We start from the raw sequence: 14433 nt of genomic DNA, 5'->3' as shown, positions 1-14433 counted from the left end.
ATTTCAGAGGCCATATCTAATGCTCATGCTGCATCGCACAACCCATGTTTTGGGATGGCTGTCAAGCGGCGTGGCGGACGGACAACAAATGGTGAGAATGTCCCGGTCCCACGATCGCGCGCTCCGGTGGAAACCAGGGATTCACCATAACGCCGTCGGCTTTGGTCGACGAGATGAAACGGAAACGCATCCTGTCCATTGTGGCCGCCGATTGCGCTGCGCTGGCGGTAGCGACGAGATTCTGTGCGAATAAGGTATCCGCTCGTGTCCGACATCACCGGTACTGCACAATGGTTGGGGCGGTCGGCCAGGATGCCGACGCGGCGCAACGCCTGGCTTGCCTGCCTGATCGCGTTGGTGGTCGTGCTGGTGTTCGGCAATCTCGCCAACTATGCCGCGCCCGATACGAATTACGGCTGGGACCTTCGCGTCAACTGCGCCGCGGTCGAAGCGCATGTCGATGGGCTCGATCCGTACTACGTGAAAAATCTGAAGGGCACCAAGTTCTCTTATACCTATCTGCCGGCGACGCTGGACGCCTTTCGTCCGTTGTGCGCAGACGGCTTTCTTGTCGGCCATCACCGCGGCGTCTTTCTCGCCATCGCCGTGCTCTGTAGCCTGGTGCTGCCCGGGATCGGCCGGACACGCAGCTTGCGTGACGTGGCGCTGCGGGGACTCTATGTGCTCGGCGCGTTCGTCGGTTTCGAATGGGTGCTGGCCTCGGGCAATTTCGCGATCCTGGGCGGCGGACTGACCGCCGCAGCACTTGCCCTTCTGCTTCGCCCCGCGAAGCCCGATGATCGGCATGATGTCCCTCGTATTGCAGGAGCGGCACTGCTTGGCCTCGTCATGTCGTTCAAGCTGGTGTTCTTCCCGCTGCTGGCCGCGCTCTATTTCCTGCCGCTGTCGCGGCGGCGGAAACTTGTTTTGATTGCGGTGGCGGGTCTCGGCTTCGCGCTGCCGATCCTGATTTCGGTCGCTATCTATCCAGGCTTGTTCTCGAGCTGGTTGCTCGCGATCACGGGCGGGATCCCCGGTCAGCTTTCGGTCCAGATCGAGGAGCCCAATCCATCGCTGCTGCTGTTGGCGCAGGCCGTCGTGGACCGCGTGGGGCTTGCCGACAGCAAACCGCTCGTGTTCGCCACTTACGCACTGGCGGCGACCGCGTTCGTGCTCGCGCCGTTCGGCTGGTCGCTGCTGCGCGCGATCCGCAACAAGGAGGGATCGTTGCCGGGACGCCTCGACCGCTGGCTGATCGATCATCCGCGGGCCGCGATGCGGATCACGGTGCTTGCGATGTACGGCCTCTATCTCTGCTCGCCGCGCCTGAAGGAATATGCGTTCTTCGAGCTCGCGGTCTACGGCGCCGTCCTGATCGTCGATCTTCCGGCCGCAGCCCTTGCCGCCGTGCTGACCATCGGTGTTGCCGTTCCGACGCTGGTCTCGATCACGGGGACTACGATCGAAGGTGGCTTTGTCCAGCTCGCGGTCGCACTCGCCTGCTTCTGGATCCTGTTGCTCGATTTTCGAACCGAGCCGGAACGCCTCGAGCGGAAAGCCGTGCGTCCATGACGAGTGTCGCCCCGTCCGGAACAGCACGATGGTCGGGACCGTCGGCCGACATGGCCGGCAAGCGCAACGCGTGGCTTGCCTGCCTGATCGCGTTGGTGGCCGTGCTGGTGTTCTGCAATCTCGCACATGATGCTGCGCTCGATATGAATTACGGCTGGGACGTTCGCGCCAACTGCGCCGCCGTCGATGCGCATGTCGATGGGCTCGATCCGTACTACGTGAAAAATCTGAAGGGCACCAAGCTCTCTTATCCCTATCTGCCGGCGACGCTGGACGCCTTTCGTCCGCTGTGTGCGGGCGGCTTTCTTGTCGGCTATCACCGCGGCGTCTTTCTCGTCATCGCTGTGCTCTGCGGCCTGGTGCTGCCCGGGATCGGCCGGACACGCAGGTTACGTGACGTGGCGCTGCGGGGACTTTACGTGCTCGGCGCGTTCGTCGGTTTCGAATGGGGGCTGGCCTCGGGCAATTTCGCGATCCTGGGCGGCGGACTGACCGCCGCAGCGCTTGCCCTTCTGCTTCGCCCCGCGACGTCCGACGATCGCGATGATGTCCTTCGTATGGCAGGGGCGGCACTGCTTGGCCTCGTCATGTCGTTCAAGCTGGTGTTCTTCCCGCTGCTGGCCGCACTCTATCTTCTGCCGCTGTCGCGGCGGCGGAAACTTGTTTTGATTGCAGTGGCGGGCCTCGGCTTCGTGCTGCCGATCCTGATTTCGGTCGTCTTCTATCCAGGCTTGTTCTCGAGCTGGTTGCTCGCGATCTCGGGCGGGATCCCCGGTCAGCATTCGGTCCAGACCGAGCAAGCCAATCCGTCGCTGCTGCTGCTGGCGCAGGCCATCGTGGACTGCGTTGGACTTGCCGACAGCAAACCGCTCGTGTTCGCCATTTACGCCCTGGCGGCAACCGCGTTCGTGCTCGCGCCGCTCGGCTGGTCGCTGCTGCGCGCGATCCGCAACAACGAGGGATCGTTGCCGGGACGCCTCGACCGCTGGCTGATCGACCATCCGCAGGCCGCGATGCGGATCACGGTGCTGGCGATGTACGGCCTCTATCTCTGCTCGCCGCGCCTGAAGGAATATGCGTTCTTCGAGCTCGCAATCTACGGCGCCGTGCTGATCGTCGATCTTCCGGCCGCAGCCCTTGCCGCCGTGCTGACCATCGGCGTTGCCGTTCCGACGCTGGTCTCGATCACGGGGATCACGATCGAAGGTGGCGTTGTCCAGGTCGCGGTCGCGCTCGTCTGCTTCTGGATCATGCTGTGGGCGCAGTCGGCGCGTTCAGCGGAGGTGGTGCGGGCAGCCGGGGTCGAACCGGCACAGCGGTAGCGCGTCGAGAGATTTCTTGTCAGCTATGACCTTCGCAGCTGCTTGGGGCTATGATTCGAGGCTTAGTCGGTGTGGTCCTCGACGAGATATTGGATCACCTCGGCGAGAGGTGCTTCGTTTCCATCAAAACTGGCGATCATCGCGTCGAGAAAGGTGTCGGGGGCAAGGTCTGCAAGATCTATCGGATGTCCGGCGTGGTCTGCCATCAGGAGGAAAAACGATAATTGGGTGCGGCCATTGCCTTCGCGGAATGCATGAATGACGTTGAGCTCGGACAGGAAGTGCGCGGCCTTGTGGCTAAATTCTTCCGGCTTGAGCCCGTCCAGAAATTTGTCCTTCTTCAACTGTCCGAATAGCTTCTGCGCCTGGTTCTCGATGTTTTCGGGGAAGCAGAACATGTTTCCGCCCTTCGAGATGCGGACGTTCCGTATCTTGCCTGCCCAGTGGTACACGTCCTGGAATAGGTGTTCGTGGATCGCTTTGAAGTGGGGGAAGTCCAGATCACCCGCGGGAAGTTCTTCGTCAGCTCTCGCGTCGCTCACTTCTGCCTCGAACGCGCCGAGTTCGTCTGCGTCGGTGAGATCAAGCTTGTTCTTCAGGACGGTCGTGCCGGGATAGCAATAGTCGTCGACGACAGCGTCGTACATGCCCGACTACGCCTTGCGATAGGCCTTGATGATCGCTTCCCGGCGCTCTTCGGGAGTGCGCGCGTTGCTCTCGGCGATCGCGGTGCTGCCCTTCATCTTCGTCGAATAGACGATGCCCTCCACGGAACTGATCTTCCTGAAGCGGACGCTGCCGATCACAAAGCCCGAGGCTTTGCCATTCTTGGAGGAGGCTTTCTTGGATGCCATTGTCTGATCATAGCACAGATCGGGCCGCTCGGACGAGTCGCAGCACTGCCACGTCAGTCCTGGTCAGCTCAAATGGTGCGGGCAGCCGGGGTCGAACCGGCACAGCGCTTGCGCACCGAGGGATTTTAAGTCCCTTGCGTCTACCAATTCCGCCATGCCCGCTTGATCCAACGAGATCAAACACTTAAGTCCTGTCCAACGGTCTGGAATTGGCGCTTGTTGCGCTGGACAGGCGGTTCTTCCTTAAGCGAGCCGGCGGCACAAGGCAAAGCCTCAATCCGGGATATGAGGCAAAGCCTCAATCCGGACATCTGGGCCTGCTTTAGGCATTCTCAATTCACGGGGACTATTTTTCCGGCCATGCCTGCTTCGCTTTCCTCTTCCCTGCGCGCGTGCTGCGCGGTTGCCGCGCTGGTCGCGGCCGGCTTCGCGCTGTCCGGCTGCGCCGGCGTGAGCGAGACGATCGCTCCGGCCTTTGCCGATCCCGCCCAATACGAATTGTACGACTGCAAGCAGCTCGAGGGGCAGCGCAAGGCGCTCGCCGCCCGCACCGCCGAATTGCAGAAGCTGATGGACAAGGCGGAGACCGGGGCCGGCGGCACTGTGGTGTCCGAGCTTGCCTATCGCAACGATTACGTCGCGGTGCGCGGCTCGGCGCAATTGGCGGAAGATGCCTGGCGCCGCAACAAGTGCCGGGAGACGCCGCCCAATGCGCCGCCGGTGGCGGCCGCGCCACAGCGGCCGGACATCAAGCCCGCGCCGAAGCGCTAAGGCCGCCAGCCGTAGATCCAGTCCTGCCGCGCCAGCATGCGGTCCGGCCCGAGTGCGCGGATCGCGAGATCGCGCGCGAGCGCGAAGGGGCCGCCGAGATGATAGATCCGGCCTTGCTGCCGCGCCGTGCGCTGCACCTTCCTGACACGGGCCTGACGTGCCAGGCCATATTGCTTCAGCGCCGCCGCGACGCCAGCCGCATCCTCGGCGGCCTCGACGCTCAGATGCCGGGCGAGTACGGCTGCATCCTCAATCGCCATGCCGGCGCCTTGGGCCGCGAAGGGCAGCATCGCGTGCACGGCGTCGCCGAGCAACGCGACCGGGCCGTCGCTCCAGGGGCATCCGTCGGGAACGCCGAACAGTGCCCATTTGCGCCAGCTGTCGACGGCGGCGAGCATCATCCGCGCCGTCGGCGGCCAGCGTGGCGCGGCGAAGGTGTCCATCACCTCGAAGGGATCTCCGGGCGTGCTACAGCCCGGCCTGTTCCAGGTGCCCGGCAGCACCGCCACCACGTTGAGCTGGCGGCCGCCTGCGATCGGGTAGGCGACGAGATGGGCGTTCGAGCCCATCCAGAGCTGCACCCGTCGTGCGGTGTACTCCTTGGGCAGCTGCGTGGCATCCAGCGTGCCGCGCCAGGCGATCAGGCCGGAGAAGCGCGGCTGCACCTCGGGAAACAGATGCTGGCGTACCGTCGACCAGATGCCGTCGGCGCCGATCAGGGCGCTGGCGAGATCGCTGCGGCGGATGGTTCCGCTGCGATGGACGACCGTCAGTCCCTTGGCATGGGGGGCGACATCCTCGAACGTCGCGCCCAACTTCAAGTCGATATCGGGATGGTCCGCGACCGCGCCGGCGAGCGCGGATTGCAAATCGGCGCGATGCACCACCCAATAGGGTGCGCCGGCGCGTGTTGCCGCGGCCTCGCCGAGCGGCATCCGCAACAGTTCACCGCCGGCCCGCGCGCTCATGATCGAGACCGCTTCGGGTACGACAGCGCGCAGCTTCAGCCGTTCCGTCAGACCGAGCTCGACCAGCACGCGGCTGGCATTGGGGGAGAGTTGCAGGCCGGCGCCGATGTCCTCGAGCCGCTCGGCTTTTTCGAGCACGACGACGCGAAAACCGCGAGCCGCGAGCGCAAGCGCAGCCGTCAGTCCTCCGATTCCGGCACCGGCGATGACGATCGTTCGCGGGAGGGCCACCCCTGACCGGGGCGGTCAGGCCACCTTGTCCTTCAGCACGCATTCCGGCGGACGGGCTTCGCCCGCCTTCAGGTCGGCCGCGAAGCGGTACAACGTCGAGCAGTACGGGCAGATGATCTCGTTGTCGTTGCCGAGGTCGAGGAAGACGTGCGGATGATCGAACGGAGGGTTGGCGCCGACGCACATGAACTCTTGCGAGCCGATCTCGATGACGGGGACACCGGCATCGTTATGGAAGTGCGGGACGACATGGTCGGACATCGTAGTTCATCCTGGAGTGGCAATGGCGGCAGACACAATCAGCAGTGAAGCGGCACAATTTCAACGCCGCGGACCATACTGATGGGTTCAGGTGATTGCTAGCCCGGCGGAACCGAAAGGTTCGCAATTGCCCCATGCTCATTTGCTCATGCAAATTCGACACAATCTTGCGGCCTGAGAGAAGCCCTTCTTTCGTCGGGGACGTTGTGTCGCAATTTTGGCATACTATGTCTGTGGACGCGTGCAATTGCGGCAAAAGACCAACCATCAGGCGCAACTGAATTAGGACCGTCCAGGCTCTTGGCATGAAGTGGCTGCGAATCAGCTCAGCGTTGACCGGGATTGCTGCATGCAGCCTTGTGCTCGCGCAGGTAGCGCCGCATGCCCGCGAGGCCGGCGCGATTCTCGCCGCCCAGGACAATCCCGCGGCCCTGTCCGAGCTGAAGCTCGATGCCGCTCTCGCGCACAACGACCGCCTGGTTCAGGACAATATCGAGGCAGCGCTCAGCGCAGGCGACGCCGATCTCGCCGAGAGTTTTGTCACGCTCGCGCGTGACCGCAACATCGCGCTGCCCGATGATCTCCTGAGCCGGGTCGGCGATGCCGTCAAAACCGAAAATTCCACCTCGCATTTCGCCAGGCGCTTTGCCACCGGGCTCGTCACCGGCAATGCCGACGATGTCGCGAGCCTGTCCGGCACGGTCGCCGGCGATCTCTTCGTGATCGGCGATATCAGGGACGTCGTGCGCGAGAGCAAGCATCTCGCCATAGGCGAGGACACCGATCGCCTCGTGCTCGGCCTTGCAACCGCGGGTCTCGCGGTGACGGCCGTGACCTATGTGTCGGCCGGCGGTGCCGCGCCGGTGCGCGCCGGGCTGACGCTGGTGAAGGATGCCCGCAAGGTCGGGCGGCTCGGCGAAGGTCTCGCCGCCTGGGCCGGCCGGTCGGCGCGCGAAATGGTCGACACGCCGATGCTGCAGAATGCGGTCGCCTCCGGCTCGGTGCTGCGGCCGGGCGAGACGATCAGCGCGATCAAGGCGGCGTTCCGCGTCGAGAAGGCCGGTGCGCTGGTCCGGCTCGGCAAGGACGTCACGCGCGTGGCCGAGAAGACCGGCACGCGCGGCGCGATGGATACGCTGCGCATCGCCGAAGGGCCCAAGGATGTCGCGCGCGCGGCGCGGCTTGCGGAAGCGCAAGGCGGCAAGACGCGCGCGATCATGAAGCTGCTTGGCCGCGGTGCGCTGCTGCTCGTCGGCGGCGCGTTCGATCTCACGCTGTGGCTGCTCGGCGCAGCCTTGACGCTGTTCGGCCTGTTGTCCTCGATCAAGGCGACCACCGAGCGCCTGACGCAATCCTGGTGCGATCGCAGACGGGCCCGGCGGCTCCGCCGGGCGCAGGCGGCCGCCGACGCCGCACTGGCAAACACGGCCGTCACGGCCTAAGATAAATCTCTCCCCACAACATTGCGGAACCGCTGATGCCGAGCTTTCACAACGGCGCTGTTGAAATTGCCTATCTCGACGAAGGCGAGGGCGATCCGATCATCCTGGTGCACGGCTTTGCCTCCAGCAAGAACGTGAACTGGGTCTACCCGACCTGGGTCTCGGAACTGCGCAAGAACGGCCGCCGCGTCATTGCGCTGGACAATCGCGGCCATGGCGACAGCGCAAAGCTCTACGAGCCCGCGCAATATTCGATTCCGACCATGGCCGGCGATGTGCTCGCGCTGATGGATCATCTCGCCATCCCGCAGGCCGATATCATGGGCTATTCGATGGGCGGGCGGATGACGGCCTGGCTCGGCCTCAACGAGCCGCAGCGCCTGCGCTCGGCGATCCTCGGCGGCATCGGCATCGGCGGCCTGATCGAAGGCACCGGGCCCGGCGAGAACGTGGCCAAAGCGCTGGAAGCGCCCTCGCTCGACGACGTCACCGATCCCGTCGGGCGCACGTTTCGTGCATTTGCAGACCAAACCCGTTCCGATCGCCGCGCGCTCGCCGCCTGCCTGCGCGGCACGCGCGATCTCATGACCAGGCAGGAGGCCGCGCGCATCGACGTGCCCGTGCTGATCGCGGTCGGCAGCACCGATGACGTTGCGGGCTCTGCCAGCGCGCTCGGCGCCATCATCCCTGGCTCGGAAGTGCTGGACATTCCCGGCCGCGATCACATGCGTGCGGTCGGCGACAAGGTCTATAAGACGGGCGTCCTGGATTTCCTGTCACGCCGCGGGTGAGGCAAAGTTGTCTGAGGAAACGAGGTTGTTGCCCAGCTGTCCTGAGCAGCGTCGGTGGGATTGCAAGATTTTGTGCCTTCGCATCTAGAGTTTCTGAACGCAGTTCGAATCTCGCTTAGTTTGGACCAATGACGTCGCCTTCACGTTCGATCCCAGGCCGTGTTCTCATAAGCCTGGGACGCGATGCGACGAAAGCTACATCTGCTTCCTCCTAAGGCTAATTCAGATTTCATCCGAATAAGTCCATTCGTAAAACGACTCAATCTTCGCGTCCTTCAACGCGTCATGAAGCGCTTCGGTAATCAGCGCGCCCTCTGTCGGCATGTTTGGATCGACCCACATGTGGGTGTTTCCCAAGCGGGATTTATCGAAGGCGAAGGCCTCGCCCCCTTGGGTTGCCACAGGCCTCCGCCGGAACGGAGCGGGGTCCAGGTCGCGGTCGTCTTCTCAGGGATCACCGCGTCGAGCAAAACCGTCGTGAAAAAGAAGAAGAATTGCCCGGCCGGTGAACCATCCGTCCACGAGCACTCGACCGGAAAATATTGGACCTCTTTCTGGAAGCCCTCGACAATATCGATGAAGCGGCGGCTGACCAGATACATGTGTTGCTGGCCATCGAAATCGACAAGCCTTCGCTTGCGCCCCGTGAGGCGTAATTTTGTCGGCATGTTGCGCTCCGAGACGCGAGCGCCGCCGCCGTACACGTCGCGCGGGCCATAAAAATTCGAACCATATATTCTCATCCCTTCCGGTATGGGATCGGCGAATGAAAGATTCATCAGGTCGCCATCGAGCCCATCCGCGCCATAGCGATACAACCCGATCGGCTTAGGTCTCAAAAAGCGAGCCATGAGGGACTTTCTCGTCTTGTCGAACACGCACTAAGCGTTGCGATCCGAGGATGGTCAGCCCGCGCCGTTCGAAGCGCGCAGGATAAACGCAAGAACAGCCAGTTTCTTGCCGCCTCCCACCGGCGTTTAGCCTCGAGCAAACACGCGAGCTCACGATTGATCCCTTCGATCAGTGCGGCTGCCTCGTCTTCCAGCTTCCGGGCAAGGACCGGATCAGACGTGTGCGCCAACTTTTCGGCCAGGTCCTTCCCAATGATTTCGATGGCCTTTACGGCCAGAGCGAAGCGCAAACTGATCACGTTGATGTCGGTTGGCGTATCCGACACGAGCTCAAACTGCTGCGCTAAAGTTCCGGTCACCTCTGGCATGGTCCTCGTCCCCGAACTGCAAGTGCTTCAGCGCGGCCCACATTACAAGCTCTCCGGCTAACGCAAGATGAAAGCTATTATCCGAAAGTGCAGTGCTGCCTGAAACCTCTCGATTGGCCCAACTAGAGTTCAGCTAGTCGATCGCCGCAGCCAATGTTACGAATTGGCGTAACGCTTTACCCATTATTTTCGCGCAAGAATTGCCGGATATTTCCGTCCGTTACGAGGCCCGTCCCGATGTCCCTCGCTCAGCAATTGTCGCAACTCCGTCCTCTGATGAGCCCGGCGGAGATTGAAGCGCTTCTTGGGCCGGAGGAAAGGAAGCGGGCGCTGGATACGCTCAGCGGCTTTCAGAGAACCACCGGCGTGTCGGTGGATTTTTGCATGCGGATGGGGTCATCGATTCCATCTTCTATTCGGCCATGTTCAATTTCCCCCGTGACATGGCGGTGTGCGGCGTACATATCGGCATGACGGTCGACGCCGTGCGGAAGGCGCTGCCTGACCTGCGTTTGGCGGACGGCGAGACAGGCAAGCCCAACGAGCGCGGGTTTGTCAGGTATCGGGCCAAACCAGCCGAGCTGAATGCGAGAATCGACGTCGCTATAAAGGATGGAGAAGTGTATTCGTTCGGCCTGTATCGAGCCGACCTGGACGAGGTGCGGGCGCGGCGGCAACGGCAAGAGGCCGAACGACGTGCCGAGACGGATCGCAAGCGGCAACTCGCCAACCAATGGAAATCCGTCGAAAACAGCGATGAGATGCTGCTTAGCTGGGCGGAGCATTGTTCGCCGTGGACCAACTACCAGCCCCAAAGATTTGTCAGGTTCGCCCGTTGGCTCATGGCAACGTCCGATCCTGATGTCTGGCACATCGTGGCGACGAGCTGGAATTGGGATTACAGCCACGCGCCGCTGTTATGGATGATCCGGCAAGAGAAATGCGATATCGCGACCGCGCTTGAAATCTTCTTCCTGACAGACCCGACCTATTATCTCCGATGGGTCAAGGATCGTTCGTCCGTCCCGCCCCGTAACCTCGAGATGTTCGATTTCCTGGCGGAACTTCGTCAACGACTTGCGCGCGGATTTTACCAGCGATCCGAAATCGCCTTCGATGGCGAGACGCATATGTTCTACGTCAATCGAGGGCTGGAGACGGTGGAAGACAGGGTCTTGGCCCAGAGTTTCTTTCTGCTCCAGGCCGGACAGAAGATTCCAGGCCGCGACCTGAAGGACAGTAAGGACGACAAGTTCGGGGAATGCCGCGCCATATTGGCGACCGTCAATTAGGCCCGGCTGGCTGGGTCCGTTTCGGGTCAAAAGCAGCTGTGGAAGCGGGTCGCTCGAGCGCGCCTGGGGTCGCCAAGTGCCGTTCTCGGACTCTGGTTCTTTGCCGATCCGGATAGGCGGTGAACGCCAAATCAGCTCTTGGTAGTCCTGACCGATCGCAACTCAGCCGAGGCCCAGCGCGATGACGCTTCATCCCAATCTCATCGCGCTTTGATGTCGTCGCCAAAGCGACGCGCCAGCGCCATCAGCACCACGAAGGTCGCAACCCACACCATGCGCGCGCCGTAGCGGTCGTGTGGCCCTGAGATGATGCCGCAGATGAAGGCATTGCCGAGCAGGGCCAGCGTCACGGTCGCCGCCAGCAGCGTCAGATCGTCCAGCCTCCGGTTGGCCAGCGCGCGTCCGAGCAGCACGAGCAGCCCCAGCATCGAGACCAGCGCGACCGGCACGTGCAGCCAGTTGAGGTAGCTGAAATCGAGGCCCCATTGCTGCTGCCGCGCCTCGCGCATCGCGGCCACCTGCGTCGGGATGTAGCGCTCGATGATGCCGTAGGTATGGGGAATCCAGCCGCTGGTGCCTTCACCGGTCGCGACATGCAGCAATTGCTGCCCCATCGCGCGCAAGGCCGCCTCGGCCTGCCAGGCCGGATAGGCCGCGAGCGACTGCACGACGATAGTGCCCATCTCGTCGTTCATCCCCTCGAAGCGGCCGAGCGTGTTGAACATGCTGTGCCCCCACAGGAACTCGTCGGCGGTCGCCGGCAGCTCGTTGCGATAGGGACAGAGCTTGAAGTTTTCGCGCGGACAGCGGTCGTTGAGGAAACGCGTCACGATGCCGTCCTGCATCATGCGGCCGAAGGCGACGCCGGTGCCGCCGGGCGTCCAGGCCCATTTGCCCGACAGCGCATGGTTGGCCGAGATCAGCATCAGGCCGCCCGTGACGATCGTCAGGCTCGCCTGCGCCAGTCCGGCGATCGGGAGACGACGCCCGAGCAACGGCCGCATCATCCAGCCGGCGGCGCAGAGCCCGAGCAGCACGCCGAGCGTGGCGCTGTGGGTCGCGGCGGCAAAGGCCGTGAAGACGAACAGCGAGATTTTTTCGAGCACCGAAATCCGGCCTGCGCCGACGATCAGCAGGAACAGCGATAGGATCGACAGCCCCGCAAAGATGTCGGTGAGCAGCATGCTGGCGAGCCAGGGCAGCGCCGTCGACAGGATCAGCAGCAGGCTGATCGCGACGAAGCGGAACGTCTGGATCAAGGCGAGCACGCGCAGCGTCAGTTGCAGCAGCCACAGCGTCGCCAGCGACTGGACCGCGAGGTTGATCCAGAAGCCGAAATTCTCGCCATAATGCAGATAGAGGCCGAACACGGTGGAGCGGCTCGGGACGAGATAACCTTCGTACCAGCGCGCCAGATAGCCGCCGGTATCCCATTGCAACAGCGGATAGCCGTTCCAGAACGCCGGCGCGATCAGGAGGAGGGGCAGAGCCACCGCCGCCAGCCGCAGCCAAAAGGTATCAGCGGCGCGCGCGCGCAATTGTTCGGTGGTGATGCTCAAATCCGCTCCGTCCTCGTCCGGACCATGCCCGCAATAATGGTTGAGACGAAATTCACCAATAGTTTGACGCCGCCCGGCTTGAATTTGGCGCAACTCTGACCATTTTGAGCCGACCTTGCCGCCTGGGGGCGTTCCGGGAAACTCTTGTGTTTCAACGCGTTGGTATGCTTTCACAGGGCAAGGCGCTGTTTCACTCTCAGGCAAGCCCGTCAGGACTTTGTCGCCTAGACTGTGCTATAGAGCCAGCCAAACGAGCCAATTCGAAAGAGCAGATCCCATGGCAGTGCATCAGGTCAATCCGGGAGGAAAGCTCGCAACGCTTGATCCGATCTGGGACCGGATCCGCGGCGAGGCGGAGGACATCGTGCATCGCGAGCCCGAGCTCGCGACCTTCATCTATTCGACGGTGCTGCATCACAGCCGCCTCGAAAATTCGGTGGTCCACCGCGTCGCCGACCGGCTCGACCACGCTGCGCTCTCGGGCGATTTGGTGCGCCAGACCTTTGACGAGGCGCTGCGCGACGACCCCGATCTCGGCAACGCCTTCCGCGCCGATCTCGTCGCCGTCTATGACCGCGATCCCGCGACCTCGCGCTTCATCGATCCCCTGCTCTACTTCAAGGGCTTTCACGCGCTCCAGACCCATCGGCTCGCGCACTGGCTTTATCTGAAGGGCCGCAAGGATTTTGCCTATTACCTCCAGAGCCGTGCGTCTGCGGTGTTCCAGACCGACATCAATCCGGCCGCGCGCATCGGCCGCGGCGTTTTCCTCGACCACGCCACCGGTTTCGTCTGCGGCGAGACGGCTGTGATCGAGGACGACGTCTCGATCCTGCACGGCGTCACGCTCGGCGGCACCGGCAAGGAGAACGAGGACCGTCATCCCAAGATTCGTCACGGCGTGCTGATCGGCGCCGGCGCAAAGATCCTCGGCAACATCGAGATCGGCCATTGCGCGCGCATCGCCGCCGGCTCGGTCGTGGTCAAGCCGGTGCCGCACAACGTCACGGTCGCGGGCGTGCCCGCCAAGATCGTCGGCGAGGCCGGCTGCGCCGAGCCGTCGCGCACCATGGATCAGATGATCAACGCGACGGGGCTTTAGGCTCGCGAGCTAAGGGGCGGATTTTCCAGCCCTTTTCGTCCCCAAATTCTTTGGCAATTCATGCTGGCGGTTGGCCGCGTCTCGTCCTAAAACCCGCCGACCAATTTTGATCGGAGACTTGCCGTGGACGTCAAAGAAGTCAGAAAGCTCGATGCGTATCTGAAGCGCGTATTCGGCAATCCCAAGATCCGCGTCGTGCCGCGGCCGAAGAAGGACGACTCCGCCGAGGTCTATATCGGCGAGGAGTTCATCGGCGTGCTGTTCGTCGACGACGAGGACGATGATCGCTCGTTCCAGTTCCAGATGGCGATCCTCGAGGACGATCTGGTCGATCAGGAATAGTTTTCGACGCCTCTCGTGTCCCGGACGCACTGCAACGCTCTTGGCGTTGCAGTGCTGAGCCGGGACCCAGAAGCTCCGGGTGCATCGCTGCAACATGGGCCCCGGCTCAGCAGCGCACCGTCGAAGAGACGCTGCGCTGCGTCCTGGGCACGCATCGGAAAATCGAGGCGCGCTCCTTCCACACCGTCATTGCGAGCGAAGCGAAGCAATCCAGAGATCTTTCCGCGGAGGGATTCTGGATTGCTTCGCTGCGCCGCTGGGCTCGCAGTGACGGATCGTCGGCCCCGCGGCCTCGTAACTCTATTTCTTCGCAAGAATGCGCAGCCGCGCCGTGGCGTCAGCCACGACGATACTGTCGGCATCGACGAGGTCGGCGTGCACCACCATGTCGCGATCCGTTCGTTCGACGACGCGCGCGAGTGCCGTGATTGGACCGACCGCTGCGGGCTTCAGGAAGCGCGTGTCGAGGCCCTTGGTCACCACGGTGAGATCGGGAGGGAGCGCCGCCAGCGCACAGATCCCGGTGGCGGAATCCAGCATCGCCGCCAGAAATCCGCCTTGGATTGTCCCGTGCCTGTTGGTGAAGGCGGGCTGAGCCTGGAAGCGGATCAACGCCTGCCCGTTCTCGTCAGTGCCGAGCCATTCGCGTCCGAGCAATTGTGCGCCGGGTGGGATGGTTGCTGTCGCGTCGCTCATATCAGTCACCG

The 14433-nt window shown here is 62.9% G+C and carries 16 protein-coding genes, 1 tRNA gene and 1 pseudogene; 9 read left to right on the top strand and 9 right to left on the bottom strand.

Annotation, left to right across the window (positions count from 1 at the left end; all coding sequences use genetic code 11):
- Positions 1-264 precede the first annotated feature (264 nt).
- Both V1280_RS12325 and V1280_RS12320 read left to right on the top strand, forming a co-directional pair.
- A complete protein-coding gene (locus V1280_RS12325) occupies positions 265-1572 on the top strand; it encodes a hypothetical protein (RefSeq protein WP_334523666.1) in 1308 nt (435 codons plus the stop codon).
- Positions 1569-2894, top strand: a complete 1326-nt coding sequence (locus tag V1280_RS12320) for a hypothetical protein (protein WP_334523662.1) — start codon at positions 1569-1571, stop codon at positions 2892-2894. Before V1280_RS12325 ends, V1280_RS12320 begins: the two co-directional genes overlap by 4 nt.
- Positions 2895-2956: 62 nt before the next feature.
- Here the strand turns inward: V1280_RS12320 and V1280_RS12315 are convergent, their stop codons facing one another.
- The 3 genes from V1280_RS12315 to V1280_RS12305 form a co-directional block, all read right to left on the bottom strand.
- Positions 2957-3541: a Fic/DOC family protein gene (locus V1280_RS12315; RefSeq protein WP_334523659.1), complete on the bottom strand. Its 585-nt coding sequence runs from the start codon at positions 3539-3541 to the stop codon at positions 2957-2959.
- Between the two features lie 6 nt (positions 3542-3547).
- Positions 3548-3748 carry a hypothetical protein gene (locus tag V1280_RS12310; RefSeq protein WP_334523656.1) on the bottom strand — a complete coding sequence of 67 codons (201 nt, stop codon included), beginning with the start codon at positions 3746-3748 and terminating at the stop codon, positions 3548-3550.
- A gap of 73 nt (positions 3749-3821) precedes the next feature.
- Positions 3822-3910 (bottom strand) — tRNA-Leu (locus V1280_RS12305).
- A gap of 198 nt (positions 3911-4108) precedes the next feature.
- Here V1280_RS12305 and V1280_RS12300 point away from each other — a divergent pair.
- Entirely contained in the window at positions 4109-4519 is a 411-nt protein-coding gene (locus V1280_RS12300) for a twin-arginine translocation pathway signal (protein ID WP_334523653.1), read from the top strand.
- Here the strand turns inward: V1280_RS12300 and V1280_RS12295 are convergent.
- Positions 4516-5718, bottom strand: a complete 1203-nt coding sequence (locus tag V1280_RS12295) for an FAD-dependent monooxygenase (protein WP_334523651.1) — start codon at positions 5716-5718, stop codon at positions 4516-4518. The two genes, V1280_RS12300 and V1280_RS12295, sit on opposite strands and share 4 nt — an antisense overlap.
- Before the next feature lie 15 nt (positions 5719-5733).
- Positions 5734-5979, bottom strand: a complete 246-nt coding sequence (locus tag V1280_RS12290) for a zinc-finger domain-containing protein (protein ID WP_007602543.1) — start codon at positions 5977-5979, stop codon at positions 5734-5736.
- A 305-nt stretch (positions 5980-6284) separates the two neighbouring features.
- Here V1280_RS12290 and V1280_RS12285 point away from each other — a divergent pair, with 305 nt between their 5' ends.
- Both V1280_RS12285 and V1280_RS12280 read left to right on the top strand, forming a co-directional pair.
- Positions 6285-7421: a hypothetical protein gene (locus V1280_RS12285; RefSeq protein WP_334523647.1), complete on the top strand. Its 1137-nt coding sequence runs from the start codon at positions 6285-6287 to the stop codon at positions 7419-7421.
- Between the two features lie 35 nt (positions 7422-7456).
- Entirely contained in the window at positions 7457-8212 is a 756-nt protein-coding gene (locus V1280_RS12280; protein ID WP_334523644.1) for an alpha/beta fold hydrolase, read from the top strand.
- Between the two features lie 302 nt (positions 8213-8514).
- Here the strand turns inward: V1280_RS12280 and V1280_RS12275 are convergent, their stop codons facing one another.
- Positions 8515-9063, bottom strand: a complete 549-nt coding sequence (locus V1280_RS12275; protein WP_334523641.1) for an imm11 family protein — start codon at positions 9061-9063, stop codon at positions 8515-8517.
- Positions 9048-9431 carry a hypothetical protein gene (locus V1280_RS12270; protein ID WP_334523639.1) on the bottom strand — a complete coding sequence of 128 codons (384 nt, stop codon included), beginning with the start codon at positions 9429-9431 and terminating at the stop codon, positions 9048-9050. Before V1280_RS12270 ends, V1280_RS12275 begins: the two co-directional genes overlap by 16 nt.
- A gap of 317 nt (positions 9432-9748) precedes the next feature.
- On the opposite strand from V1280_RS12270, the pseudogene V1280_RS46790 reads away from it, so the two are divergent.
- Together V1280_RS46790 and V1280_RS46785 are read left to right on the top strand one after the other, a co-directional pair.
- A pseudogene (locus V1280_RS46790) lies at positions 9749-10048 on the top strand (DUF7256 domain-containing protein); the annotation flags it as partial.
- Between the two features lie 144 nt (positions 10049-10192).
- On the top strand, positions 10193-10723 hold the full coding sequence (locus V1280_RS46785; RefSeq protein ID WP_442895230.1) for a DUF4274 domain-containing protein: 531 nt from the start codon (positions 10193-10195) through the stop codon (positions 10721-10723).
- 200 nt (positions 10724-10923) lie between these two features.
- On the opposite strand, the gene V1280_RS12260 is transcribed toward V1280_RS46785, so the two are convergent.
- Positions 10924-12282, bottom strand: coding sequence for a hypothetical protein (locus tag V1280_RS12260; RefSeq protein WP_334523633.1), 1359 nt, complete (start codon positions 12280-12282; stop codon positions 10924-10926).
- A gap of 277 nt (positions 12283-12559) precedes the next feature.
- Here V1280_RS12260 and cysE point away from each other — a divergent pair, with 277 nt between their 5' ends.
- On the top strand, positions 12560-13384 hold the full coding sequence (gene cysE / locus V1280_RS12255) for a serine O-acetyltransferase (RefSeq protein ID WP_334523630.1): 825 nt from the start codon (positions 12560-12562) through the stop codon (positions 13382-13384).
- Between the two features lie 123 nt (positions 13385-13507).
- Positions 13508-13726 (top strand): DUF3126 family protein, encoded by a 219-nt coding sequence (locus V1280_RS12250; RefSeq protein WP_007602550.1) that lies wholly within the window; start codon positions 13508-13510, stop codon positions 13724-13726.
- Positions 13727-14026: 300 nt separating this feature from the next.
- Here V1280_RS12250 and V1280_RS12245 read toward each other — a convergent pair whose 3' ends face one another.
- A complete protein-coding gene (locus tag V1280_RS12245; RefSeq protein WP_334523627.1) occupies positions 14027-14422 on the bottom strand; it encodes a PaaI family thioesterase in 396 nt (131 codons plus the stop codon).
- Positions 14423-14433: the final 11 nt, after the last annotated feature.

This window comes from Bradyrhizobium sp. AZCC 2230 (genome assembly GCF_036924495.1).
GTDB classification, from domain to species: domain Bacteria; phylum Pseudomonadota; class Alphaproteobacteria; order Rhizobiales; family Xanthobacteraceae; genus Bradyrhizobium; species Bradyrhizobium rifense.
This window is presented reverse-complemented; position numbering and strand designations above follow the sequence as displayed.